We start from the raw sequence: 24,598 nt of genomic DNA, 5'->3' as shown, positions 1-24,598 counted from the left end.
TAGACTATAGAAAAAAGAACTAGACTGCTAAAAAATAGTTGTAGACTGAAATGGTGTTTTCTGTACGTGAAAGCACTTTTTACTAACATAAAGTATTGTAAAACCTTTAATATTCCCTTCGCATAATCAGTATTATGGGAACGGGAAGTGAATGATATAAACTATTGAATTCTCAAAAAAAATTGGATTCTTTAGCTAAGTAAAGGTATCAGATTTTAAAGTATTTAGCATCAAAAAGTATGTATCCTATGAAAGTTAAGAGAAGAAAAAGAGTAAAAAAGATTGTTTTTTGCTTTTTACTTCTATTTTTAAACCACCCCCATCTTTTGCTCTCGTCTTCTAACCAAAAGTAATCAACCACAAGAAATAACAGAATAATCAAGAAATAGAAAAAGATTTGCAGTATAATCATCTCCTTTTTATTCCATTTTATCGGAAATAACAAAATGTTACATTAAGAATATTCTATTCATGTCAGGATTACATAACACAACATTATATGGGGTCCCGCCCCACACATCCATCAACTTAAGAATTCAGAATTACTCCAAAACAGAAAATGAAAGCTTCTCCTTTCGTATTCTTTGAGGAAGGAGAATTCTTTTGGTAATATTTTTAAATTATAGGATTATTATACTTTTTTCTTGATTTTTATAAAATCCATCCTCTAGTATAAACATATAAATCTAATTATTCTCATTTTTTCAAATGAATGATAGATAATTAGATTTAGGTAATAAAGTTTATAAAAAATCAGGAGGGATATTTGTGTTTTCAAAATGGAAAAAAGGATTCGTAACTACTTTATTTGCACTAACAACGTTTTCAACAGTAGCATCTGCTGAAGAACTGCCTGCAGATCAACCAAAATGGCAGAATTGGGTTCGTGAACATGCGGTTAAATTACAAGAACCAACTGCTAGTTCGAATGAAGATTTATCATTTTTGAAACAAACCTTACAGGGCAAACGTATTGTTTCACTAGGTGAGTCTACTCATGGTTCAACAGAAATGAATCAATCAAAGGTTCGTATCATTAAGTATTTGCATGAAGAAATGGGTTATGATGTGATTGCATTTGAATCAGGCTTTGCGCAAGCGAATGCTGTGTATCAAAATATAGATGATTTAACAGCTGAACAAGCAATGAAGAAAGCTATTTATGATGTTTGGTATACAGAAGATGTGGAAGAATTATTTCAATATATAAAAGAACAAAAAGAAAAAGGAACACCTCTTGTTTTAACGGGATTTGATATACTAATACCTGGGGATGCTGCGACTGCTATATTTGCAACATCTGCAAATGAATGGATTGGGAAATTGAATCCTGAAATAGGTAAATTACTTGTAGAAGCAGAAGGAGAAATCGTGAAATATCGTTCTGTCTCTTCTTATAAGGAATTTGAAGCAATGCAGGCATCCCTTTTGGACAAATACGAAAAAATAAAAGAGTTTATCCAACAACATAAAAATGAATTGCAACAAGTAGCGCCTAAAGCATCCTATGATGTAAATCTTCTAGAAAAGTCAATCAAGATTCGAATCGATACGCTTAAAACATATATCCCAAATGAAGTGAAAGATCGGAAGAATATTCCACCTGAAAAATATCCAGATGATTTCGCAGTTTACACTCGAGATCAAAGGATGGCACAGAATTTAGCATGGTTAAGCGAGATGCAATTTAAGAATAAAAAAATGATTGTGTGGGGACACAATTATCATATTAGAAAACAAAATTCTAATATGATTCAAGCCGCATCCCCATTCCCATTCCCAAATATGATGGATATGATACCACAGTATTTGAAAAATCAAATGTACACAGTCGGTTTATTTGCATATAGTGGTAGCAGTTTAGGTTCGGATAATACACAGATTAAAAATGTAAAGGAAATGCATCAAGCCAATAGTGTCGAAGAAATTTTAAAAGCTGCACAACATCCGCAAGTATTTGTAAATTTAAAAGATGAGGAAAATCGCCCTGAAACCTCTTGGATGTATATGCCTATTATCGGCCAGTATTGGGGATATATAGATGAAATCATGATTCCTAACCAACAATATGATGGTATTCTATGGCTAGAGCATATTAGCCCTTCACGAATTAAATAAAACAACAAGCGCACCATCTATTGTATTGGTGCGCTTGTTGCTTGGTTCTGGTGCAAAAATCATTTAATAGAGATATAGAGAAACTACACAATCTGTTCAATTCCAGATTATGATACAATTCCAAATAAGTTATGTACAAATTCAACTTCATTTTGGGTAGACTTCACCTGTCGGTGAAGTTGTCCTTTTTTCATCATATGCATGGCTTCAACACCACTCAATATAGAAATTGCTGTTTTAAATGACTTGAATCCCAACATAGAACGCACACGTTTCTTAATAAAACGATGATCTTGTTCCACTATATTATTGAGATATCTAACTTGCCTTAGTTGTATGCCTTCAGGCATATGTTTCTCTTCTTTCAACTCTTGAATCGCTACAGGATAGGCAGGGTTCTTATCTACTGTTATCACGCGAGGTTTAGAAACGTACGAAAAAGCCAAGGCTTTCTTGAAAAAGCGCTTGGCTGCTTGTTTATCTCTTGATTTACTTAGATAAAAATCAATTGTATTACCTTCTGAATCGACTGCACGATATAAATACATCCATTGCCCTTTTACTTTAATATAAGTTTCATCGACTCTCCACGAGTCATTTGTTGATTTAAGATGATGTCGTACTTTCTCTTCTAATTGAGGTCCATATTGATGAACCCAACGCATAATCGTTGTGTGAGCAATTGATAATCCTCTTTCCTCCATCATTTCCACCAGGTTACGAAAGCTCAAATTGTACCGTAGGTACCACCTTACTGTTAATAAGATTAGTTCAAGCTGATAATGCTTCCATTTGAACAAATTTTCCTTTTCCATACTGATCACACACCTTTTGTAGAGTAGTAATATCAGTATGTCCAAGTTTAAGAGATTTTTTGCACCAGAACCAAAAATATTATTTATTTTTATAACCTTTTAACATATTTTTTGAATAGCGATTGGGATATAAAGCATTTAACATCTCGTATGGACTACCATTCCAATATCTTCTTAATGGTGTCCATAATTTATGTTTTATTAACCACCTTTGTGTATAGGTAGATAGTAATTGCTCCTCTGTTAGTTTTTCTTTTTCTTCAATAGTCCATTTCAGCGCCTTTAATGCTTTTTTTTCAGTCCAAAAGCCAGTAGGTGTAAATTTAAATTCCCATTCTTTAAATTGACCAGGATATAAATCATTTAGCATAGAGTACGGATTGTTCCCCCATAATATCTGACAAGGAGAGATCAATTTATGATTAGTTAGCCATTTTACACTGTAAACTTGTAATAATTGGGCAGGCGTTAATTTTTCTTTCTCTTCAATAGTCCATCTTAGTGCTGCTAATGCCTTATCTTTGGTCCAAAACTTGTTAGGAGTCATAATGAATTCCCATTCTTTAAATTTATTAGGATATAAAGAGTTTAGCATTGAATAAGGGCTACCATTCCAGTACATAACTAATGGGGCAGCGAGTTTATTTTTTACTAACCATTTTTTACTATATATTTTTAATAGTTGTTCTTCTCTTAGCTGTTCTTTTTCTTCAATAGTCCATTTTAATACTTCTAGAGCTTTTTCTTTATTCCAAAAATTTAAAGGTGCCATACCAAATTCCCACTCTTTAAATCTATTGGGATATAAGTCTTCAATCATTTTATAGGGACTATTATCATAACTATGTTTGAGTACACCAAGTAATCGATATTTTACAATTAAAGGTGTATTCCATTTTTGTTTAATATCTTCTTCATCCCACTTTAAGATTGTTTCAATTAAATATTTTATTACTCTTCTAGATAGTTCTCTATTGTCGTCTTCTTTCCATGTATTAGCTGGGAACCTACTTCTTTTCCCGTCTAATATTTCTTGATAGATATCCTCTATTGTTATTGCTATCGTTTGCACTTCAAAACTTCCTCCCATTTACACTAGTAGAAATATTATATTTATTAATATACTTAACGAAAAATTATTAATATATATTAAAAAGCGAATAATATGATTAGGGTTACATCCTATTATAAAAAAATATACCTATATTGTCGAAAAAATTTAAAAATTAACAAAGTAAATATTTAAAAATAATAAATATTAATTTTAAATTGCGAATTCTTCAGTTATACTAAAATAGCATGATCTTATTAAAGAGTCTTAAGGAGAGTAGTAATATGAGGACACTAGACAAAAAAGAAATTATTCAGACTATTCCGCAAAAGGGTTTTTTTGGACATCCTAAAGGTTTATTCACATTGTTTTTCACGGAATTTTGGGAGAGATTCTCCTATTATGGTATGAGAGCTATACTACTATACTACATGTATTATTCAATTTCTAAAGGTGGTTTAGGCATGGATCATGCCACTGCTGCATCAATTATGGCCATCTATGGATCACTAGTTTATATGTCTGGTATTATTGGTGGTTGGGTTGCTGACCGTCTATTAGGTTCAAGTAGAACAGTTTTTTGGGGTGGAGTTTTAATTATGATAGGCCACCTTATTTTAGCACTCCCTGGTACTATTAGTACTTTATTCATCTCTATGGTATTTTTAGTATTTGGAACAGGTTTATTAAAACCCAATGTATCTAGCATTGTTGGTGATTTATATAGTGAAACAGATACACGTCGAGATTCAGGATTCAGTATTTTCTATATGGGAATTAACTTAGGTGCATTTTTATCTCCTTTTATTGTTGGAACACTAGGTCAACAGTATAATTTCCATCTAGGTTTTGGTGTTGCTGCAATTGGTATGGCGTTAGGATTAGTCATTTTTGTTCTTACAAAAAAGAAGAATCTTGGCTTAGCAGGAACGCAAGTACCAAATCCTTTAACAGGCAGTGAAAGAAAAAAAGTAATTAAACAGTTTAGCATTGGTATAGTATTTATCTTATTATTATGTCTTGTAACAATACCAACAGGTATTTTAACTATTAATCGTTTTACTTTATTAGTGAGTATTTTAGGAATTATTATTCCAACATGTTACTTTATTTTTATGTATCGTAGTCCAAAAACTACAAAAGTAGAAAAATCCCGTCTTCTTGCATATATACCGTTATTTATTGCGGCTACTATGTTCTGGGCTATTCAAGAACAAGGAGCTATAATTTTAGCTACCTATGCTGACCAACGTACTCAGTTACAATTTGCAGGATTTGAACTTCAATCCTCATGGTTCCAATCATTAAACCCTATTTATGTCGTTGTATTAGCACCAGTTTTTGCATGGTTGTGGGTAAAGCTTAACTCACGTCAACCTAGTACATCGAATAAATTTGCTATAGGTTTATTATTTGCCGGTTTATCATTCTTAGTTATGATTATTCCTTCTTATATCCATGGTACGGAATCTTTAGTAAGCCCTATGTGGTTAGTGATTAGCTTCTTATTAGTAGTAATTGGGGAACTTTGTTTATCACCAGTAGGTTTATCAATTACAACAAAATTGGCACCAGCTGCTTTCTCTGCTCAAACAATGAGCCTGTGGTTCTTAACTAGTGCAGCGGCACAAGCAATAAATGCTCAACTTGTTCGTTTATATAAACCGGAAACCGAAATTATTTATTTTGGTGTAATTGGAGGTCTATCCATACTATTAAGTGTCATATTATATTTCATGGCACCTAGAATTAAAGAACTTATGAAAGGTATCAACTAAAAAAGATGTGCCAAAAGATTGTTTTACAACAATCTTTTGTGCACATCTTTTTGTCTCTGGTGTAAAAATTTCTAAATAGGGGTCACTATACATGTCCATCAACTTAAGAAAGCAAATCCACCCCAAAACAAAAAAGTGAACTTAATTATCATGAATAAATGTGGCGTGAAAAATGTTGTTATGGGCGTACTTCGAAATCTTAGAGAAAATAAAAAAGATATTGTCATATTCTTAAATCTGTAATATAATGAATTTATAGAATTCTTAATATTCAGAAATTTAAAGAGGAGGAAATAATATGGCAATCGCAATGGCAGTTTTAAAATTTTTAGGTGGATTAATTCCAGCCGTACAAGAGCTTTTAAAAGCATTTATGTAAGTTCATTATTCCGCAATTATTTATAAAAATTATCATACAAATGATCTGTATATCAAAGATGAATTGATGTGCAGATCATTTGTGTGAGTCTAAATAGTAAAAAGGCTTATTTTCCTCACAAGGACTAAGTCTTTTTTATGATTTCTTGTGAAAAATATACAAATTTACTTCTTCTCAAAATACACAGCCAGAATCACAGCACTCTCAATATATTCATGAATTATATGCAGTGATAACATGGGTTTCATTTTATTATAGTTAATTAATCCCAAATATAAATATAAGTCATTCAGTAAGAATCCCCCATTCTTCTCTATTTACCTATATCTATATTTTTAATAATTTATTATAGTATGGATGTTGATTTAAAGTATTTTGTACAAAATGAACAAATGGATTTTTTTAGGAATACAGACACAATAAATCGTTCCGTTTTCTTAATTCACAAAATTTTCAAAATTAAAATCTTCAAATGTTAATATTTGTTATATAATGAACTTGTCACACCAGTCTTCAAGTAGTTTCCCTAATAAGTCTGTTAAAGTAGCTTGCTGTACCCTTATTAACATTATTTCAAAAAGAACTTGTAGTGATTCCTACAAGTTCTTTTTGTTTTTCTAGTTAAACATGAACGGAAACTTGGATGTTTTTGCCCATCCCCCCGAAAAAACAATACTATAATTGGAGATATTCCTTAAAGTATTTTAAGAAGGGGAATATCTCTTATTTTTTTCTTCAAATATTAGATATCTGTATTAAAAAAGTAGAGTAAACAAAGTAGTTTAAGAATGTATGTTTATAGGAGGAGGTGGGGCGGTTATGAGAGTTGAGCAGGCAATAAAACAGTTGAGCAGGATAAATGAGCGTATTAGGGGTACTGAAACGATTCGTATACTGACCCGCCACATCTGAAAAAATTTCCAATTTAACTTTTTGGTACAAGTCATTTGAGACACTTTCACCTTAGGAAAATCAATAAATAGTCCGCCATCCCAATAGAGTACACTCTATTGGGATGAATAGTCTTAAATTTTAAATAGATACCACATTAAAAACAGTTCAATTAGAGTATTTTTGCTTCAAAAAAGTAAGGAAAATACAGGAATTCTATTTTTTACAGATGTGGCGGGTTATTCCTCGAATCGTTGCCGTATGCCTATTAACTTCAACTCCGTTTCTGTGGAATCAGGGGTTTCCCAATCTTACTTCCGGGGACGAATTGAAATGCTTCGCAAACAATTGCAACAGTCACCTAGAGCTGTAAAACGCCAAATGAGCGATGAGAGTAAGTATGCAATGATTCAATTATTACGATAATGCATTAATGAACTGGAGGGTGAAAATAAGCGATTGAAAGGAGAAAATAAACGACTATATGGTAAGATATATGAAAAAATTGGTTCTGGTGCAAATATATGAAGAAGAACGCGGATAATAGTAGATTCCTAGTGAAATCGTATTTTATGCTATAAGTCCAAACACTTGGTGGATGAACTCTTTTTGATTTTGGACAGACTGATTGGTCTTACCCCCGTCAAGTGGACAGCTGTAAAAAAAGACTATGCAGCCATCGAGATTCGATATTCAATCGGAGCTCGATGGTTAAGCCTTTTTTGGAATCGTTTGTAGTTGTAATGATAGATGTATGTTTCAATAGCTTGAATTAGTTCTTCCTTTGTTTGATAATAATTAAGATAAAACATTTCAGATTTAAAATGAGAGAAGAATGATTCAATGCAAGCATTGTCATGGCAGTTTCCTTTGCGGGAGTGGCTGCCGATGGCGCCTAGCTGTTGAAGCGTACGGTAATAAGCATGAGATGTATATTGGAATCCTTGATCTGAGTGGATGATGGTTCCATACACATCTCTTTTTTGTGCTACTAAATCTAACGTTTTTAGGACAAGTTGTAAATCATTACGATGTGAGAGTTTCCAAGCAACGATTTCATTGTTATAAATGTCTTGAACGACCGAGAAATAGAGAAATTTATCTTTGAATGGCAAATAAGTGATATCTGTGACAAGTACCTCATTTGGTTTGCGGTTTCGGAATTGTTGTTCTACTACATTCGGAAAAACCTTTGAGGATTTCCCGTTAAAAAAGCGTCGCTTTTTACGGATGATTGATTGAATTTGAAGTTCTCGCATAAGTCTACATACTTTTTTGTGGTTCACTAAAAATCCAGCCTCTAGTAAGGCGATTTTCATGCGAGGATAACCGTATTCCTTGTGTTTTATGTGAATGGCTTGAATCTGTTCACGCAATGTATGATCCTTTGAAAGGCGTAATTGTCTTTGCGTACATGTTGAGCGCCACTTATAGTAGCTAGATCGATTTAACTGCGCAATGACGACCAGCCAGGTTACTTTATATCGAGAACGTAGTTCTTCAATAATCTCGTACTTAGCCGTTTGAGCAAGAACACCTCCTATAGATTTGGATACTGCTTTTTTAAATAAGCCACCTGCGCCTTGTAGTATTCCAATTCTTCTTCCACACTATCGAATTTCGTACGAGGACGACCTTTCAAGAGGTTTTTTAAGCCGTTATTGCCGCCGTTGTTTCCCCGCAAGTCTGAAATATCGCCTGTTTCTTGATATCTCCGGACCCAATTCATTAACTGTGTTCTACTTTTTAGCTTATATTTCTTAGCTATAGCTGTTTGGCTACCTTCACCATTTAAATAACTTTTTACAACTTGTATCTTTAATTCATCTGAATAAGTTTGAAATTTATCCCCTTTTTTAACCATAATAAAATCCCCTCCAAGTAAAAGTGTAACATCCATGTTTATTCATGGTCTTTTTACACTGTCTACCTTAAGGGGATAATATCAGATTCCGTAAATTAATCTGTCCCTTTTTTATCATATGCATGGCTTCAACACCACTCAATATAGAAGTTGCAGTTTTAAATGACTTAAACCCCAACATAGAGCGCACACGTTTCTTAATAAAACGATGATCTTGTTCCACTATATTATTGAGATACCTAACTTGCCTTATCTTTATGCCTTCGGGCATATGTTTCTCTTCTTTCAACGCTTGAATCGCTACAGGATAGGCAGGGTTTTTATCTACTGTTATCACACGTGGTTTAGAAATGTACGAAAAAGCCAAGGCTTTCTTGAAAAAGCGCTTGGCTGCTTGTTTATCTCTTGATTTACTTAGATAAAAATCAATGGTATTCCCTTCTGAATCAACGGCACGATATAAATACATCCATTGCCCTTTCACTTTAATATAAGTTTCATCGACTCTCCATGAATCATTTGTTGTTTTAAGATGATGTCGTACTTTCTCTTCTAATTGAGGTCCATATTGATGAACCCATCGCATAATCGTTGTGTGAGCTATGGATAAGCCTCGTTCCTCCATCATTTCCACCAGGTTACGGAAGCTCAAATTGTACCGTAGGTACCACCTTACTGTTAATAAGATTAGTTCCGGCTGATAATGCTTCCATTTGAACAAATTTTCCTTTTCCATATCGATCACACACCTTTTTCTAGAGTAATACTATCAGTATGTCCAAGTTTAGGAGATTACTTGCAAAAGTTTTAGAGTTTTTGCACCAGAACCATACAAACAAATATTTGTATTTAAACAAAAATAAATCACTACAAAAAACTCCATTATTTTCAAATGGAGTTTTTTGTAGTTCACATAACTTCCATTATTGGGGTCACCATACATGCCCATCAAGCTAAGGTTTTGTAGTACCCCCAAAATGAAAATTTTCTTGCTCTGTAGTTAGTTATTTGGAAAAGTTAGCTCTTTTTTTTCGTTTTTGGGGTGTTTACTTTTCTTAGCTTGATGGCGATGTGGCGGTACCCCTACTAAAAATACTGCACTGTTTACTTAATTTGTATCACGTACAATTTTATATTTTATTATAAAAAGAAAAGAGCAGATAGTTATGAGCAAGCCACAATATAGTAGAATGTCAGATATAGAAGTGCCAAATGTTAAGCATATGGATACAAAAGCATAGGATAACGGGACTAAACCATTGGAAGAGGCACTTACGAAGCTCATAACTCTCCCTAGCTTATCTGTTTCACTGTTTTCTTGAATAATAGAAACCAGTGGTACATTAATCATAGAAGACATGAAACCCATCATCACAAGTAAAAGGATTCCTTGCCATAAAACATATATTTGACCAAGAAAAGAAAGTGAAATACCAAGAAAAGAAATAAGTATTAGAATAGAAAGCCCTCTTTTTTTTCTAATATTTAAAAGTCCAATTAATAAAGCGCCACCTAGCATTCCTCCTTGATAAGAGCTTTGTAAAAAACTTACCTCTACTGCCTTTCCATGTAATACTTCGTTCGCTAATAATGGAATTCCCATAAGTAAAGGACCAAAGAAGAAGACATTAATAGTCATTAAAATGAACAGTATGGATTTTAAAAAAGGCATATTCCATACATATTGAAAACCTGCTAATAGCTCTTGTTTGGCAGATGCTTGCCCGGAAGAAAGTGAAAGTTTTTTTTCTTTAATACATAATGTGAAAGTGCATGAAATTACTAAGAAACAAGCGACGGAGAAAAATAAAACTGAGAAAGAACTAACGGTAATAATCCAACCACCTATCATTGGTCCAGTAAACATTGCAACTTGATTGGAAGTTTGAATAAAAGAATTAGATCGAGTTAACATCTCTTTGGGAACTAGAAGAGGAAGAAGGGATTGATTCGCTGGTGAGAAGAAAGAATCTAGAATTCCAAACAGTAGTGCAAAGACCAGTAATGACCATAAATTTAATAGATGTAAATGTAATAAAGTAATCATAATAAAAATTAGTAAGCAACGCGTGAAGCTAGAGACTAACATAATTTTTGAACGTTTAAAACGATCTGCCCACACTCCTCCAACAGTCATTAGGAGGACTCGTGGGATCATAGTTACCATCATGACAATCCCAAGCGCTGATTCCTGACCTAAAGCTCGAATAACATACCATTGCTCTGCAAATAGGTAGGTTGAAAGAGCAAGAAAAGAAGCGGTACTTGATAACCAAAGGAATAAAAATGCACGGTTTTTAAATAATGAAATACTCGTATACTTAGGTTGAGCTTGTTGTGATATGAAAGGTTCACTCAATGAATATTCCTCCCTACAAATAATGAATTATGAATCTTGGTTAAAGAGTGGTTGATCAATTTCAAAGCCTGTGATTGTAACATAAAAGTTTTTATTGGCATCAGTTTTTGTGGAATCTTTTAAGGTTTCTTTAACAAGGTATCTATACTGGTTTAAAAACTTTATAAATTGTTCTTCTGTTAATGAAAATTCTGTTTGCATCGAGATACTAGGCCAATCTTCAACATCGGAAGATGTTAAATTGAATGATGAATCTGGAGCAGTTAATACTCTTGTTTGTGCACGATGTAATACTTCCAAATAAGATTGTCTCGTTGCCTCTTGTGATTCAGAATAATGAAGTAAGTGATTTGCAGGAATAAAACCACGTGAAACGGCTTGATAGTACTTTAAAATATTTCCTCCCTGTTCTTCTTTTTTTACTAATTGAATGATGTTGTGTTTTTCTAGTTCGCGGAGATGATAGTGTACTTTTGCGCGAGAAAGATTTAAAAGTTGGGCAAGTTGGTGACCTGTATATGGCTTTTCGACTAAGTATATAAGCATTTTTGTACGCAATGGATCACTTATTACTTTTAATTGTTCGTATGTTTCAATAATTGAAATCGCTTTTTGTTTCATTTTGCACCATCCTTTTTTTAACCAGTTAAATTTATTTAACTCGATTGTATTACAATTTTAGATCAAGGGAAAGAGATTTCTGAAATTTCTAAACAATAATTTTTTGATATAGTTTGTGGAAATGGATACTCTTTAGAGGGTTCTGGTGCAAAAACCATTTGATAGAGATATAGATATATACCTGATCTTTAGCAAAGGATAGTATATCATCGTTGTATTTTCTCATTTTATAAATAAAACTATTAATCAAATTATCATTCATTCTTTGATAACGATGACAAATAAAACAAAGTAAATAAATATAAATAAGGGATTCATCAAACCGTTTTAATTTATACACGGAATAATATTCTACTAAAGAAGCGTAGTATTTAATACTTTCATTAGAGATTTTTAGTATAGGCAAAATTGTATTGGCCAGTTGAAAGAGTGAATGAATGTCTTTCCCACATTCAATTTCACGTTTAATTTCATTCATACTAAAATCTTTAGGTTCATGTTTTATCCGAGTAATCTCATATAATCCAGAAGAATTATATAATAATTCTTTTAAATGCTGTTTATCGGTTTCAGATAGTTGATTTTGTATAATCATTATGAGGCGTTGTTGTTCATATGTAATAGCATTTCCTACAACCTCTTGCATAAAGCTATAACCAGGAATAACAATACGTTTGTTAGTTAAGTAGTTTATTAGCTCACGAAAAATAAAAATAGGTTTACCACTTACAGTAGCAGCCCTACGGGCTTGTTTCTTTAAATCTAGTCGAGACTGTGAGTCACAAAGACGATAATTAAATCGCTTAAGAATAAGTTGTTGTTGATTAAGTCTAGTTTTTTTATCAATGGATCCAAAATCCGAGAATTCAGCACCATTAAAATGGACTTTGAGAATATATTGAATATCTTCTTCCACTTCGCATAAGTTAAATCGAAAAAATAAGTGTTTTGATTTAAAGTATCCAAGTTGAAGAATAAAATAAATCTTAGATTTTATTGAGCGTAATGTATATAATAATTCATTTTCCATTTGAGAAAGGGTAAAATATTGCACACGCTCTTTAGTTGTAAAAAGGGGCCTACTATAAAGTTGTTTTATTTCATCTGTTGTTAAAATAGTTAATCGTTTTTGATTATTCATATTTATTTGTTTTTATATCTCCTTATGGATTATATTTATAATAGGCGTCTTGCCGACAAAACGCGGATATTATACGGTAAGACATTTTTTAGAAGGTAAAACCCTAGCTTTTCTACGCTAAGCGTAAAGTTAGTTAAATAAGTTACCTATACCTAATAATATAAACCTATGCTAAGTGTTGCAAAAATTAACATATATGCAACACTTCCCTTGGGGTTGATTTTTATAGCGTCACAATGTTGCATATATTATGTTGCAAATTAAACTCCAAAAATGATACGATATTTGTAGCAAAATAGAAAAATAGATTTATGCAACGTTAGGAGAGCAAAAAATGAACTACGCATATATTCGAGTATCAACGCCACAGCAAGATTATACATTTCAAAAAAAAGAAATTCTTACATATTGTCAAACTAACAAAATTGAGTTGTTAGAGGAATGTATTTTTGAAGAAAAGCAAAGTGGAAAAAATATGGAGAGAGAACAATTCCAAGTTCTTATGCAGCAACTACATCCAGGGGATACACTTATTGTTTATAAATTAGATCGTTTAGGAAGAAATCTTTCTGATATGATTCGCACTCATGAAAAACTGATCAAAAATGATATTGGAGTCATTGCTATTAATGATAACATTGATACTCGGAAAAAAGATGACATGACTACTAAAGTAATGGTTACAATCTTATCTTTATTTGCTGATATTGAACGAAGCTATATACTGGAGCGAACACAGGCTGGACGTATCAAGTATGTAGAAAATGGCGGAAAACTGGGGAGAACTCCTAAAATCAATAAGTCTAAAACTGATTTGATACTTGAGTTACTTAATCAAGGGAAAACGAAACAGGAAATTGCTGATTTTTTAAACGTTGACAGAACCACTATCTATCGCACATTGAAACGAAATGGTTATTAAGAAAATTATTCATAACGAGTGCCATCTATACTTCTATAGACTATGTACATTTTTAGAAAAAATCTTTGTTTTTGCCTAAAGACTTTATCATAATAAAAGGAGCTAGATTCTATATCTTAGCTCCCTTATTTGCAAATTATTTAATTATAAAGGCTACGATTGCTAAAACGATACACACAATCCCACTTAATAATTGTCCTATTCCAGAACTCTGTCCATTAATTAGCAAGTTGAAAAGATTTTTTCTGGTTTGAGTTTTTCCTACGAATGCATCATACTTCTTCATTTTATATACACCCGATAAAATTAATGTTACACCAATAACGATAAGTAATACTTTTAAAGCCACTATATTTACCTCCACTTATTATGTATATGTTGAATTTTTCTCAATCATTTTTTAGTTGTTATTATAATCGTGAACAACACTCGTCTATAATTTCTAAAAAATCATTATCAATTTTTATAAGTTAATTATTACGTTTTAACATTAAACAAACTATCTAATAACCTTACACAAAGATGACAGTTCTGTAAGGATAGAAGAAAACAAACAAGCTATCTACAAAAGTCTTTTTTCTTGTTGTAAATATGTATATTAAAAATATACTTTACACTCTCCGTTGCAATTGCTCTATCTTCCCTTACAATATATATCGTCATTTCACACATAAATTTTCTTTGTCTAACTATTATCCACCTGAAACTATAAAACGGGTCATGTTTTGGTGATTTAATCCATCACATGACCCGTTTTCACACTTATCAGCTGACCTTTTATAAGGGGGATTGCCAACAAAACGTAAATTTCGTACAGTGAGAAGTTCTCAAAAACGACTTGTATCAATTTTTAAGGTACCTTGTTTTTAGTAATAAGTTTTGAAACTGATTTCTAATGGTATTTCGTGCTATTTGAGTAGAAATAGAGTTCCATAAACGAACGTTTTGTTCCTATGTTGAAGTCTCTTTTTCCTCAAGGGCTACGGTCTAAGTTTTAGTCAACCACCGTAACCCCTTTTATTTGCCAATGCGAACGTTCTAGCGTTTCCCCTACTCCCTTGTAATGTCCATTATTGTCAAATTTGAATTCTCGATAGTAATCGTCCTTTACCGGAAGGTGAACATTGACATTTTGATAAATCGAGCCATCCTTTTTAGCATAGTAATTGAAATATCCAAAATCAGGGAAAAAGTATCCCCAAACGTGGAACTTGCCTATCGCAGCTTCTCCAGAATCCTGGAAGTAATACCTTTTACCATCGATGTCTTGCCAACCCTTTTGCATTTCGCCTTTATCGTTATAATAGTATATCTTACCATCAACTTTATCCAATCCTGTCAGCTTAGCTTCTCCGTCATGATTAAAATAATATCTTTTTCCGTCAATGGTTTCATGACCATCGAAAGTATAGTTTTGACCATTTTTGAAATAATATTTTTTCCCATCAACTTCCTTCCAACCGGTATAGTAACCCCCTTCTTCTAAGCTGTAATATTTCAGTACAGGCTGGTCTTTTTCACCAAACAATCCAGGTAAAAAGATTTTAGAAATCCCGCTTTTTCTAATAGAACCATCTTTTTCAAACATTAACGTTTTCTCTTCAAAAATAACTTGAGTCTGTAGGCTATCTAGCGCTTCTCCATTCAGCTTAGAAGCTCTCTCAAGTGCGCCTTTGTCAGAAAAGTGAAGAATGATATCTTGATCTTCTAGACGTATTTCACTTGTATCGACCGCATAACTTACGAAATAATAAATTTCACCATCGATTTCACGCAAACCTTTTTCAATAAATGCTCCAGAAGCATCGGAATAGGCACGACCATTATGGCCACTCTTGCTCCATGTTGATCGTTGCAAAGCGCCAGAATCATTGAAATTATACAACTTACCCTCAATCCGTAAATGAGATTTATATTTCGCCGTAAACAATTCACAATTAGACGGATCAAAATAATAAGTATTACCCTCAATTTCCTGCCAACCCTTCAAGAGGAATCCATCAGAACCTGCATAAAAATAATTATCAATGAGTTTTACCCAACTGTTCTTTATCACGTTTCTAGAAGAATCTCTTGCAATCCATTTAGTAGGATCCTTTTCATCAGGTAGTAACTCTATTTCGTCATGCTTCTGTCTCTCATTTTCTTTACCTGGATACCACTCTTTTAACCAGTTATGAATTTCATTGTTGCTTTTTGCAGTGAAACGAATTTCGGAGTTGAAACTCGAATCAGTACCAAACTGTTGAATGTTAGAATTACCAGCCAAACTTACTCCATTCTTGTTTTTCAAATGGAACTGGGATTTATTATCAGAAGAATTACCGGTCTGAACAAGTTCAAACACTTCATCATCACCAATCGAATCGGAATATTGAAGTGCATTTCCTTCTTTCCCTGAAAGATATTTTGAACCAGTTTTCACCAACACTTTATTCGTCCCTTTTTTATAGGGGATAATTTGATAAGGTTTACCGTCATTTAGTACACTAAATGTTAGTGCAATAGGTGTCTCTAGGATTTTTGTAGAGTCCGCCAATATAGCAGATGAGCGATCATGAAAATCTGCAAGAGCTTTAGAATCGCTTATGAGATAATTCCAAAGAACATCTTTGGATACTGGCTTTGAAGTCAATGTTGATATTCGCTTTTCCTCATCTGATAACTCAGCAAATAGGGCATCTGTACCTCTAGCAAATTCCCATTGAGTAGTTTGTTTGTGGTTTTTCTTATGCAATTCATTAACAAGTCTTGAGTTTTTACCAGACGTTTTTTCTACATATATGGTCTTAGCTTGATTCAATGCAATCCCAGTCTTACCCTCGTCTAATTGCGCTTGTGTAATGTAAAGAAGATCGTGTTCTGAAACAGATCCTGCATCAGGATTTAAATCTACAATGGTACCAGCTTCTGTAATATTAAGCTGCTGTCCAGATTTTAATTTATGAATTTCACTTTTTCCATTTGGATAAAGTACCTTAATCGTTTTAGTAAAATTTGTGTCATCTTTCGTATGGTGCATAGAAATATTAAACTCCCCAGATTTAAAACTAGGAGCTCTGTAAGATATATTCTCTGAATAGGGAGTAGTATCATTAGGGTTTGGACCATCCTCTACAGATATTCCAAGTGCTTCATAAATGTCTTTTACAATACCTAATGAAGTAATCCCCACATCGATTACGACACCACCTATCCCTGCGCTAGCCTTATTTTCTGCAATAGGTGCCATAGAAAAAAGAATGCCTAATGCCGCTGCGGTAGGAATTACTTTCTTTCCAATTCCAATTGTTTTAAATTTTTTCTTCATTTTTGTTGTCCTCTCTTAGTAAGAATTAGCCTAGATTGCTTACATGTAACACTGTAAAAAATAAACATATAAAGACTGTTGTATATTGATTTAAAAATATAAAATCAATATCTGTAGGTTCATCTTAGTTTAAATACCTTTCATTTTTCTTGCGAAAGTGTTACAAAACTCTTTCGTTAAAATCGTATAAAATTCGGAATTTTATACGATTTTCTGGATTTTTTCAGCTTGGTCTCATGCCCATTAAACGAAGATTTTGAAGTATCCCCAAAACAAAATTTTTATTTATAAAATGAATTAAGTAGTAAACAAGAAAGGCTGGCAAAATGCTAACCTTTCTTGTTTTTTGGGTATCAATTTTTATTTTAATAAATCAATAATAACTAAAAGAAATGGTTTGTCTCGTTCTTGTTATACAAAGATCTTTTCTTTTCTTAAGATATGTCATAATTACACCAATACATAATAATAAAGGTGTAGTAACGAAAATTCCAAGTAAACCGAAACTATCTTCAACAAACCAAGATAAGAACGGCATCCTTGAGGAAAATATAAATAGGTTAAGTACTAAAAAAATAATTGTACGAGTAATAATCTCATACTTATGTTTTTGTGATTCATGGTGTTAATCCTTCGCAAAAGTGTATTTTCACACTATACTTTCGGTGGTTTACTTATGTGTCAATCATTTTATTCCTATCGGTATGTCCAAGTTTAAAAAATTACTTGCAAGAGTCCTGAAATGTTTGTATGAGAAGCAATGAAAGCCTTTTGTAACATTTACGAAAGAAAAATGAAAGAGGTTTACATTAAGATAAACTTATCGATATTAATTTAAATATGTTGGTAAAAGTATAATTAGAAAGTAAGGAACAAAGTCATGAAAGAAAAGATAAAGAGAAGTATAAAAAAAATTTCCCCTGTAGGAATAGCGATGGGCATCTTATTCAGTTTCAACCCAATTACAAAACATAAAGCGAAAGCAGACGTTGATACAGGAGAAACGATTCTTACAACATTTGGAGATACCTATGATACGTTTCTAAAAGAGCCTTTTGTTATTCTTTTATCAGAACAAAGTGCTAAATATGATTATACAGCTAACAATGAAAACCGTGCTTACAAAGCTCCTACTTTTAACAAAGGAGAATTTGGTATTAGTGTGTATGATTATTATAAAAACCAAAACTTTTCTAAAAGAATTAAAATTTTCTATGAAGATGGGAAAGTTGAATATAAAACAATCAAGCATGGTCAACAACTTCTGATTAAGCAAGCTGGTATAATAGTGGACTTAAATCCTGATGCCTCAGATCTATATGAACGTGATGTGTATTATATTACACAAAAACAATTAGATGGAGGAAATACTGGCATTGCGCTTACGAATTGGCAAACATATTACTTAAAAAGTGACAACGGTGGTCAAATGAATGGTCCTTTAGCTCTAAAATATATTAAACAGGAATTCCCAAATATAAAAATTGGCAACGATAACGTCAAATCCAGTAAAAGAATCTGGAATTTTTAGTTATACCTCTGCTGAACTTGCTGAGATAAAGAAACATAACCTCGCCGTCGTTACACAATATAAAAATGAAGAATGTTCTTCTATTTCGGTTCTGGTGCAAGGAATCTATGAAATTTGGACATACTAGTACTTTACAAAGGACGTGATCAGTGTGGAAAAGCAATTTCCAAAAGGGGCTGTTATTAATATGTATAAAGTGCAAGAAAAGAAAAAGTTTGTCGCTTGGATTATCGGTAATATACATTTCCATAGTCAGGATCTTGGACACATCTTCCATTACATTTTAAATTATGATCATGTATTAAATAACGTTTTTTTCATAAACGATGAAGAATTCAATATTTATAATAAACTGAATAGAGTTTTGCAGTTCAAAGTAACTCATGATTTCGAAGAAATTGATCAAACAATCCAATACTCTCATGCAAAAGACGGAAAAAAACACACATCTTCTAATTTAGAAATGATTCAAAATGCTATACGTTTTAATTCTTCAACATCTTTAGCAATCTATATACAACAAGAAGATGCAGATATCATTAATTATTATAAAGCGCTCACTACAATACCATATGAATTTGATACTCAAAAAGAATTAGATGTGAAAGTAGATTCAGAAAAACTAGATTCATTCCTAAATCAAATACTCGAAAACGGCAGAAATAGAGCCATGTATCGGTTAATCGATGAAGCATTAGAAACTCGTGACGAAGAGTTATTTTATCGTGTAACTAACCAATACAAAGCGGAAAAATCTGGTTCTGTTGCAAAGTTACCCAAAATATAGAGAATCTAGGGTTGCATCGTTAAATGGTTATGCAACCATTAATAATTCCTGTAATTCGTTATACACCGAAAAGGCGGAGCCTATTTGAAGACTTCGCCTTTGTTTGTATAGGGCATGAATAGTTTCAATGCCTTTTATTGTACGAGAAGCATGCCGGAGAGTTTAAAATCCCGATGACCTAGCAAAACGACAATAGTAGCCGACGGCTACTAAAATAATAGCTTGTTTGAATTGTTTTCCTTTAAAATATCCCATTTGTTACGCTCACCGATTAAGAAAGTAATAAATCCAAATCCGATGATCCTTAATATCGCTTCGAGAATCACTTCACTGAGTCCCATCATCCGCTTTCACCCCTTATCTTCTCTTATCGCCCTCAACTGTTCCATTTCCTTAAACATCGACTTGTCGATATCATCCGTTTCTTTTACTTCCTTCGCCTTAACCACCTGAATCATAAGTAATAGGCAAAAGGCGAATCCTACTCCATATCCAATACAGAAGCTCAACCACGTCATCCCATCACTTCCTTCGCAAAATAAAATAAGACGCTAAACCGATAATGGCAGCGCCTACAATAATTGCTACAAACTTAATGGTTCTGGTGCAAAAACTTTAATATACGTGTAAGCAACCTCTAAAACTTGGACATACTGATCCTATTACTCTAGAAAAGGTGTGATCGGTATGGAAAAGGAACATGTTTCCACTTGAATAGATTTTGCTTTTCCACACTGATCACGTCCTTTTTAGATTACTAATATCAGTATGTCCAAGTTTTATAGATTTCTTGCACCAGAACCTGAATGTTCATAAAAGAATTCTATTTTGTTTTTTCATGAATCTAAAAATCAAATAATCTAATTCTTGGCTTAATAAAAGTACTTTTTCATGATTCATACCATATTTAACAGCAAGTTGAACTAATTCATCCTTTTTGTCTTCTATCAAACTATGCAACAGTGTTAATTCCATTTGTAAACTCCTTTATACTTATCATTTTAATAAGAAAAATATTCAAATAAAAAAACAAGACCGTTAACGACAGCCTTGTCTTAAATGTTCCTATTCAAGTGAATAACTCCAATAAATAAAGAGAATACACTAAAAATCAATTTCTTTAAAGATAAAAATACTAAAAAAATGAATAAATTCCATTTTCAGCTAATCTATAATCGTGTTCTGTTAAAAAAATTTTGTGAAAAAATTTCTTATTTTCTTGAAACCCGATATATTAACCTCGATAAACAGAAATAGGCTTACATAACTGATTTATATAAACCTATTTCTGTTTTAGGTATTCTGTACAACTTCCTTACGCACATCAACAACAACCGTCACATAGATATGTCTAAGTTTTAGCTTCTTTGCAGCTTGATAGGCTGCGTATCCAGATAATACTTGATATCGTTTAGAATTATCTGCTCGTTTAACAATAATTTTCTCCGAAAAAGTCTTCTTAGTCTCATAGTATTGAATTTGTTTTACACTTTCTTCCACTTCAATACTCGCTTTCTGTGTATCTAATAATGCACGGATTCTATCCATCCGCATTTCTGTGGTTGGATGGTACACTTGAAATATATTTTCTTTAATATTAATTTGAAGTGGGAATTTTGTAGGAATATATCGTCCTCCGTCGTTTAGTCTTACTTTATATATAGTGCCCTCTTTTGAAATATGAACTTCTCTACATACTTGTTTCTTATCCCATGACCAATACATGCGATATGTTTCTTGATGATTTACAAGTGCAAATTGAGAACAAAACTCTTGAAAATAAGATAGCATTTCCTGTTCTGTAGAAAATAAATTATTTTGAAGTAGCTCTTGTTGCAACTCACCTTTCACTTCTCTAATTAAAAATGTTGTTCCATTCTTGCAATCCGGACAAACAATTCCCATTTTGGATTGTATTTTTTTGATAGACACTATTCGCTTATCACACCGTTGACCACACTTTTGACAAACTCCATCGTATTTTGCATGTAGCTGTTCTACACGCTTGGATACAATGTGTTTAGTTTTTGAAGCTGTTCTCTCTGGCTTTTTCTCATGTACTTCGGCTTCTTTCTCTTCCTGTTTCTGTTGTAAATGAGAGCGATACGTAATATGAACAGGAGCGAAAGTATACACCTCTTCCGGTGTATGGTCCATCGTCCCTTCCATTATAATTTCATTTGCATCAGCTAATGAATCTCCTGCCTCTGCAATCATCTGTAATAATTGGTTCCATTGTTCTGAACGAATTAGTGCTGTTACTTTAACTGACCGTTCTTCTTTATTAATAGATGTCATTTGCTTTGTAACATCATGGAATTCTATTGCAAATAGATATTCCGGATCATGAGCTAAATGACGAATATGAGAAGGCTGACCTTTTACTGTAAGTTGAATCACCTTGTTCTCCTCCTTTTATGTTTTATCTTGGCGATAAACTAAAAGATTCTGTATGTAGCATCCATTATATGGACTATATAGTCATCTTATCATATATAAAAGAAAATTTTGAATATTGACCTTGAAGATGTGATGTTTTATTTAATTAGACAACATTTGAAAGTGCATATTAGACAATCAACAACGAATATTCATTATCAAAGGAATTATCAAGGTAAATACCAAGTTTATAACCAAAGAATCTATCATGATAGCACTATCAAAAGAAATCACTCATTTCTGTATGTTTGTAGGCATTTTTGAGTCGTGTTTATAAAGGGAGGAAAGGTAATGAACAACAAGATGGCAACAGAAGAAACATGTGAGTATTGTAAATGTCTTTTATCAGCTTGGTTGTTTTGGGAGTATCGGGGGAAGAAATATTGCTCTGAATCTTGCGCACATTTTGATAAACATTAAAGGAGCTAAGACTATGTTCTCTAAAAAAGAGGTAATCTCATTTCGTTCATTTATGGATCAGTCTTATAAAAGAAAAAAATCTGTACATTTGTACAGTATTGGCGCAATCAGTCCATTTTCCTTTTTTCATATGTCACAACCTATTGCGAATACGTATATGGCGCTGGGCATCTTAGGAGGCGTGACAATTGGTGCTGTATTGTTGGAAAAATACCTGATACGAAACAATCATGTTTTTTCAGCAAAGCTCGTTTCAGACGGTCTATATTATGGGATGAAGCTTGGTGGAATGGGATTGATTGGTTATGTATTGATTCGTATTTTCAGCATGCTATAGAGGGGGGAGAAACAATGAAAGAGTGGTTAAAAAAGCGAAAATATAGATACCAATTAGAGGAGGTATTCAAGAAAGCAAAGCTATTTGAGGAACATGTCACAAGAGGTGGGAAAATACCTATATACCCGAAGATTCATGATGTGTTTGAAGAAAAAGAAAGTGTACGATACACTTTTACCTTGCCTAACGGCGTGGATCCAGCTCAAATTCAAAAGAAATGGTTTTGTTTTCAACAGATACTTGGGAAAAACCTTATGATTGAGGGCGATATTAAGAAGTTTGTACTCCATGTGTTTCATTCTCACGCTGGTTTAAAGCAATATAATTATCGTTATAAACAATGGTTACCATTATTGAAGAGCTGTCGTCTTCCGGTAGTAGTAGGAAGAGATCAGTTTGGTAAGAAGATTGTGTACGACATGGTGGATTCTAACACACCTCATCTTCTTATAGCAGGTGAAACAGGATCTGGAAAAAGTAGTATGGTACGCGTTGTATTATCAACATTAATTCAGCATATGTCACCTGATCAACTCCATCTATACTTGGGAGATTTAAAGAATTCAGAGTTCCACTTTTTGCGGAGAGTAAAGCATGTGAAACATGTTTGTATGGAAGAACATGAAATGGCAAACATGTTATCAAAACTATGGAAAGAAGTATTGTATAGAAGGAAGTTAATGGAGGAATATGAGTTGGGGCATATCGATGAATACAATCAAATAACAACGAAGGAACAACTTCCTTATATTTTGGTTGCGATTGATGAAGTAGCAATGCTACAAGATGAAAAAGAATGTATTACTATTATAGAAAAAATATCAGCTATTGGCCGATCACTTGGTGTATTTCTTATGCTTAGTATGCAACGGCCAGATGCAAAAGTATTAGATGGTAAATTAAAGCTCAATATGACTGTAAGAATGGGCTTTAAATGTGCGGATTCAATTAACAGTAACATCATGGGCACACCAGGATCAGAACACTTAGAGCAGTCTGGCCAAATGATTTTAAAATTAGGTGGTTTACGGAAAGTGCAGGCTCCTTTTTTACCATTAGAGCAAGCGAAAGAGATTGTAGAACCTTATTGTTTATCCAAAGAACAAAGTGTTGTAAATGAAGACCTGGAGAGCCAAACACAAGAAGTGTTTGGAGTGTTGGAAGATGACAACGAATAGAGATAAACAGATTCTAAGCCATTTACAACAGTTCCGCTGCATGTCACGAGATGATATTATTGATCTTCATTTTAAACATTTAAAGAACACGGTAACTTGTTGTAATACTGTTATGAAGCGTTTATGTCGTGAAGAATACGTAGATGTAGACACTTCCCAGCGCCCATATATATATTTCCCTTATCCAAGTCCTATCCGTAAAAATAGCCAAAAGATTCGGCATTTTTTAGCCATTTTAGATGTGTATAAACAATTAGTAAAGGTAGAAAAACCAAAAGTATTCCAGGTAGAACCGAAATATAAAAAAGGATATATGGAACCAGATATCTTTACAATCTGGCGAAAAAGTCCATTTTTTATTGAAGTACAAAAATCAATTTATAGCAAGGCTGTTATGCAAACCAAGATAAATCGCTATGAATCCTATTTTCGTAGCATGGAGTGGCAAAAAGAATCCTGGCAGCCCAAACATACTACTGTATTTCCTTCCCTTCTCATTCTCACAGACTCTCAATATCCTATCTCAAGTTCTAATTTCCGTATTTTTCAAGCCTCTTCTATACAGCATTTTCTTGAACAAGTGAAACCAAAGGCAAAACCAATTTCTGTGCAAGTTGGATCATCAAGAAAACAATTGTAATAGTAAAGAAAAGCACA

Annotated in this window: 21 protein-coding genes and 4 pseudogenes; 10 read left to right on the top strand and 15 right to left on the bottom strand. The window is 33.0% G+C overall.

The features are described from left to right. The first annotated feature begins 768 nt into the window (after positions 1-768). Positions 769-2,118, top strand: a complete 1,350-nt coding sequence (locus tag ORL93_RS26450; RefSeq protein ID WP_265959873.1) for an erythromycin esterase family protein — start codon at positions 769-771, stop codon at positions 2,116-2,118. Positions 2,119-2,225: 107 nt separating this feature from the next. Here ORL93_RS26450 and ORL93_RS26445 read toward each other — a convergent pair whose 3' ends face one another. Further along, positions 2,226-2,933, bottom strand: coding sequence for an IS6 family transposase (locus ORL93_RS26445; RefSeq protein ID WP_265959871.1), 708 nt, complete (start codon positions 2,931-2,933; stop codon positions 2,226-2,228). A gap of 79 nt (positions 2,934-3,012) precedes the next feature. Next, a complete protein-coding gene (locus ORL93_RS26440; protein ID WP_483298361.1) occupies positions 3,013-4,023 on the bottom strand; it encodes a DUF4046 domain-containing protein in 1,011 nt (336 codons plus the stop codon). Positions 4,024-4,268: 245 nt separating this feature from the next. Here ORL93_RS26440 and ORL93_RS26435 point away from each other — a divergent pair, with 245 nt between their 5' ends. Both ORL93_RS26435 and ORL93_RS26430 read left to right on the top strand, forming a co-directional pair. Continuing rightward, a complete protein-coding gene (locus ORL93_RS26435) occupies positions 4,269-5,762 on the top strand; it encodes a peptide MFS transporter (RefSeq protein WP_265959869.1) in 1,494 nt (497 codons plus the stop codon). Between the two features lie 1,453 nt (positions 5,763-7,215). Next, positions 7,216-7,458: a hypothetical protein gene (locus ORL93_RS26430; RefSeq protein ID WP_265959867.1), complete on the top strand. Its 243-nt coding sequence runs from the start codon at positions 7,216-7,218 to the stop codon at positions 7,456-7,458. 242 nt (positions 7,459-7,700) lie between these two features. On the opposite strand, the gene ORL93_RS26425 is transcribed toward ORL93_RS26430, so the two are convergent. The 6 genes and pseudogenes from ORL93_RS26425 to ORL93_RS26400 all read right to left on the bottom strand — a co-directional run. Next, a complete protein-coding gene (locus ORL93_RS26425; protein ID WP_265959893.1) occupies positions 7,701-8,537 on the bottom strand; it encodes an IS3 family transposase in 837 nt (278 codons plus the stop codon). A gap of 35 nt (positions 8,538-8,572) precedes the next feature. Beyond that, complete coding sequence (locus ORL93_RS26420; protein WP_006097574.1) at positions 8,573-8,932, bottom strand: helix-turn-helix domain-containing protein; 360 nt, start codon at positions 8,930-8,932, stop codon at positions 8,573-8,575. Between the two features lie 31 nt (positions 8,933-8,963). Continuing rightward, positions 8,964-9,632 (bottom strand): IS6 family transposase, encoded by a 669-nt coding sequence (locus ORL93_RS26415; protein WP_265959866.1) that lies wholly within the window; start codon positions 9,630-9,632, stop codon positions 8,964-8,966. 372 nt (positions 9,633-10,004) lie between these two features. Next, entirely contained in the window at positions 10,005-11,255 is a 1,251-nt protein-coding gene (locus ORL93_RS26410; RefSeq protein ID WP_265959865.1) for an MFS transporter, read from the bottom strand. Between the two features lie 27 nt (positions 11,256-11,282). After that, positions 11,283-11,876, bottom strand: a complete 594-nt coding sequence (locus ORL93_RS26405; RefSeq protein WP_265959863.1) for an ArsR/SmtB family transcription factor — start codon at positions 11,874-11,876, stop codon at positions 11,283-11,285. 169 nt (positions 11,877-12,045) lie between these two features. After that, a pseudogene (locus ORL93_RS26400) lies at positions 12,046-13,017 on the bottom strand (DUF4158 domain-containing protein); the annotation flags it as partial. Between the two features lie 334 nt (positions 13,018-13,351). On the opposite strand from ORL93_RS26400, the gene ORL93_RS26395 reads away from it, so the two are divergent. Beyond that, the gene (locus ORL93_RS26395; protein WP_265959861.1) at positions 13,352-13,939 is read left to right on the top strand and encodes a recombinase family protein; all 588 of its coding nucleotides are present in this window, start codon (positions 13,352-13,354) and stop codon (positions 13,937-13,939) included. Between the two features lie 136 nt (positions 13,940-14,075). Here ORL93_RS26395 and ORL93_RS26390 read toward each other — a convergent pair whose 3' ends face one another. Further along, complete coding sequence (locus ORL93_RS26390; RefSeq protein WP_098157076.1) at positions 14,076-14,288, bottom strand: hypothetical protein; 213 nt, start codon at positions 14,286-14,288, stop codon at positions 14,076-14,078. Between the two features lie 645 nt (positions 14,289-14,933). After that, positions 14,934-17,249 (bottom strand): cell wall-binding protein, encoded by a 2,316-nt coding sequence (locus ORL93_RS26385; protein WP_265959860.1) that lies wholly within the window; start codon positions 17,247-17,249, stop codon positions 14,934-14,936. Positions 17,250-18,129: 880 nt separating this feature from the next. Here ORL93_RS26385 and ORL93_RS26380 point away from each other — a divergent pair. Beyond that, positions 18,130-18,880: pseudogene (locus ORL93_RS26380) on the top strand (hypothetical protein); the annotation flags it as partial. A 51-nt stretch (positions 18,881-18,931) separates the two neighbouring features. Continuing rightward, on the top strand, positions 18,932-19,567 hold the full coding sequence (locus tag ORL93_RS26375) for a YpiB family protein (RefSeq protein WP_265959859.1): 636 nt from the start codon (positions 18,932-18,934) through the stop codon (positions 19,565-19,567). Positions 19,568-19,594: 27 nt separating this feature from the next. Here ORL93_RS26375 and ORL93_RS26370 read toward each other — a convergent pair. The 5 genes and pseudogenes from ORL93_RS26370 to ORL93_RS26350 form a co-directional block, all read right to left on the bottom strand. Next, positions 19,595-19,756 (bottom strand): annotated as a pseudogene (locus ORL93_RS26370) (IS6 family transposase); the annotation flags it as partial. Next, positions 19,742-19,822, bottom strand: a pseudogene (locus ORL93_RS31615) (IS6 family transposase); the annotation flags it as partial. The pseudogenes ORL93_RS26370 and ORL93_RS31615, both read right to left, overlap by 15 nt. Positions 19,823-19,917: 95 nt before the next feature. Then, on the bottom strand, positions 19,918-20,085 hold the full coding sequence (locus tag ORL93_RS26360; RefSeq protein WP_265959858.1) for a hypothetical protein: 168 nt from the start codon (positions 20,083-20,085) through the stop codon (positions 19,918-19,920). Between the two features lie 292 nt (positions 20,086-20,377). Beyond that, complete coding sequence (locus tag ORL93_RS26355) at positions 20,378-20,542, bottom strand: aspartyl-phosphate phosphatase Spo0E family protein (RefSeq protein WP_265959857.1); 165 nt, start codon at positions 20,540-20,542, stop codon at positions 20,378-20,380. A 318-nt stretch (positions 20,543-20,860) separates the two neighbouring features. After that, the gene (locus tag ORL93_RS26350; protein ID WP_265959855.1) at positions 20,861-21,967 is read right to left on the bottom strand and encodes a hypothetical protein; all 1,107 of its coding nucleotides are present in this window, start codon (positions 21,965-21,967) and stop codon (positions 20,861-20,863) included. A gap of 330 nt (positions 21,968-22,297) precedes the next feature. On the opposite strand from ORL93_RS26350, the gene ORL93_RS26345 reads away from it, so the two are divergent. Genes ORL93_RS26345 through ORL93_RS26330 form a run of 4 tightly spaced genes read left to right on the top strand, consistent with a single transcriptional unit; the run spans position 22,298 to position 24,581 of the window. Continuing rightward, entirely contained in the window at positions 22,298-22,426 is a 129-nt protein-coding gene (locus ORL93_RS26345; protein WP_255851991.1) for a hypothetical protein, read from the top strand. 13 nt (positions 22,427-22,439) lie between these two features. Next, a complete protein-coding gene (locus tag ORL93_RS26340; protein ID WP_265959853.1) occupies positions 22,440-22,763 on the top strand; it encodes a hypothetical protein in 324 nt (107 codons plus the stop codon). Between the two features lie 14 nt (positions 22,764-22,777). Next, the gene (locus ORL93_RS26335; RefSeq protein WP_265959852.1) at positions 22,778-23,941 is read left to right on the top strand and encodes an FtsK/SpoIIIE domain-containing protein; all 1,164 of its coding nucleotides are present in this window, start codon (positions 22,778-22,780) and stop codon (positions 23,939-23,941) included. Next, positions 23,928-24,581: a replication-relaxation family protein gene (locus tag ORL93_RS26330; protein WP_265959851.1), complete on the top strand. Its 654-nt coding sequence runs from the start codon at positions 23,928-23,930 to the stop codon at positions 24,579-24,581. The genes ORL93_RS26335 and ORL93_RS26330 overlap by 14 nt, the downstream gene beginning before the upstream one ends. Positions 24,582-24,598: the final 17 nt, after the last annotated feature.

Source organism: Bacillus sp. DHT2 (assembly GCF_026241455.1).
In the GTDB taxonomy this organism is placed as follows: Bacteria; Bacillota; Bacilli; order Bacillales; family Bacillaceae_G; genus Bacillus_A; species Bacillus_A pseudomycoides.
The sequence above is the reverse complement of the archived record's forward strand: the minus strand, read 5'-3'. Positions and strand labels throughout refer to the sequence as shown.